The organism is Streptomyces sp. NPDC047081 (genome assembly GCF_040643775.1).
Taxonomy (GTDB): Bacteria; Actinomycetota; Actinomycetes; order Streptomycetales; family Streptomycetaceae; genus Streptomyces.
In genome coordinates this window covers 1-1,738 of the sequence record NZ_JBEYUY010000075.1, presented here as the reverse complement: position 1 = coordinate 1,738, position 1,738 = coordinate 1, and the positions used below count along the sequence as shown (strand labels likewise).

Annotated in this window: 2 protein-coding genes; both read left to right on the top strand. The window is 66.1% G+C overall.

All coding sequences use genetic code 11. From position 1 onward, the window contains the following. On the top strand, window positions 1-540 hold a 540-nt coding region (locus ABZ848_RS49505; protein ID WP_360843733.1), incomplete at its 5' end, for a DUF3459 domain-containing protein. Beyond that, on the top strand, window positions 537-1,738 hold a 1,202-nt coding region (gene treS, locus ABZ848_RS49500; RefSeq protein WP_360843731.1), incomplete at its 3' end, for a maltose alpha-D-glucosyltransferase. The genes ABZ848_RS49505 and treS, both read left to right, overlap by 4 nt.

Below are 1,738 nucleotides of genomic sequence, written 5' to 3'. Positions count from 1 at the left end.
CGCGCCGTCCTCGCCGCCACCCTCTCCCCCACCTGGGGCGTGTATTCCGGCTACGAGCTGTGCGAGAACATCCCGCTGCGCGACGGCAGCGAGGAGTACCTGGACTCGGAGAAATACCAACTCCGCCCGCGCGACTGGGAATCAGCCGAACGCGAGGGCCGTACCATCACGCCCCTGATCACCAGGCTCAACGCGATCCGGCGCGCGAGCCCCGCCCTCCGTCAGCTGCGCGATCTCCACTTCCACCACGCGGACCAGGACGCGGTGATCGCGTATTCGAAGCGGAGCGGCTCGAACACGGTTCTGGTGGTCGCCAACCTCGACCCTCACCACACCCAGGAGGCCACGGTCTCGTTGGACATGCCGCGACTCGGCCTGGACTGGCACGAGTCGGTGCCGGTGCGCGACGAGCTCACCGGCGAGACCTATCACTGGGGCAGGGCGAATTACGTGCGCCTGGAACCGGGCACCCGTCCCGCGCACGTGTTCACCGTCCTGCGACCGTCCACCCCGCAGATCGGAGGGTCACCCACAACATGATCGTCAACGAACCCGTTCCGGACACCTTCGAGGACACCCCCGCCAAGGACCGTGACCCGGAGTGGTTCAAGCGCGCGGTCTTCTACGAGGTCCTCGTCCGCTCTTTCCAGGACAGCAACGGCGACGGAGTCGGCGACCTCAAGGGCATCACCGCGAAGCTGGACTACCTGCAGTGGCTCGGCGTCGACTGCCTCTGGCTGCCGCCGTTCTTCAAGTCACCGCTGAGGGACGGCGGTTACGACGTCTCGGACTACACCGCCGTACTGCCGGAGTTCGGTGACCTGGCCGACTTCGTCGAGTTCGTCGACGCCGCCCACCAGCGCGGCATGCGCGTGATCATCGACTTCGTCATGAACCACACGAGCGACCAGCACCCGTGGTTCCAGGAGTCCAGAAAGGACCCCGACGGGCCGTACGGCGACTACTACATGTGGGCCGACGACGACAAGCAGTACGCGGACGCCCGCATCATCTTCGTCGACACCGAGGTCTCCAACTGGACCTTCGACCCGGTCCGCAAGCAGTACTTCTTCCACCGCTTCTTCTCCCACCAGCCGGACCTCAACTACGAGAACCCGGCCGTGCAGGAGGAGATGATCTCCGCGCTGCGGTTCTGGCTGGACCTGGGCATCGACGGCTTCCGGCTCGACGCCGTGCCCTACCTGTACGCGCAGGAGGGCACCAACTGCGAGAACCTGCCCGCCACCCACGAGTTCCTCAAGCGGGTGCGCAAGGAGATCGACGCGCACTACCCGGACACGGTGATCCTGGCCGAGGCCAACCAGTGGCCCGAGGACGTCGTCGACTACTTCGGCGACTTCCAGAGCGGCGGCGACGAATGCCACATGGCCTTCCACTTCCCCGTCATGCCGCGGATCTTCATGGCCGTGCGCCGCGAGTCCCGCTACCCCGTCTCGGAGATCCTCGCCAAGACCCCGGCGATCCCGTCGAAGTGCCAGTGGGGCATCTTCCTGCGCAACCACGACGAGCTCACCCTCGAAATGGTCACCGACGAGGAACGCGACTACATGTACGCGGAGTACGCCAAGGACCCGCGGATGCGCGCCAACATCGGGATCAGGCGGCGGCTGGCGCCCCTGCTGGACAACGACCGCAACCAGATCGAGCTGTTCACGGCTCTCCTGCTGTCGCTGCCCGGCTCGCCGATCCTGTACTACGGCGACGAGATCGGCATGGG